The sequence below is a fragment of the Stenotrophomonas sp. SrG genome, from assembly GCF_050031795.1.
In the GTDB taxonomy this organism is placed as follows: domain Bacteria; phylum Pseudomonadota; class Gammaproteobacteria; order Xanthomonadales; family Xanthomonadaceae; genus Stenotrophomonas; species Stenotrophomonas rhizophila_A.
In genome coordinates this window covers 1-250 of record NZ_JBNBBE010000627.1, presented here as the reverse complement: position 1 = coordinate 250, position 250 = coordinate 1, and the positions used below count along the sequence as shown (strand labels likewise).

Sequence of the window (250 nt, the reverse complement as noted above, 5' to 3'; positions counted from 1 at the left end):
CAACGTGATCGGCGTGCTCAGCCTGCCCTTCCACCTGCTGGTCGCGGTCACCGGTGAGCTGCTGTGCCTGATGGTCCTGCAGATGGCCGCGCTGAACCCGCGGAGCTACGACGGCAAGCTGCTGGCGGCGCTGCCGGGGGCAACCGATACCGCGCCGATCCGCGCGCCCGCCAACGCGCCGGTGCGTGCCGGCAGCCTGGCGATGCTACATGCGCGGGCGATCGCGGTGGCCAATGACAAGGGCCAGGCC

1 pseudogene is annotated in these 250 nt (G+C 71.6%); it reads left to right on the top strand.

What is annotated here, in order from left to right:
• Positions 1-13: 13 nt before the first annotated feature.
• Positions 14-250 (top strand): annotated as a pseudogene (locus tag ACQG3P_RS21100) (PepSY-associated TM helix domain-containing protein); the annotation flags it as partial.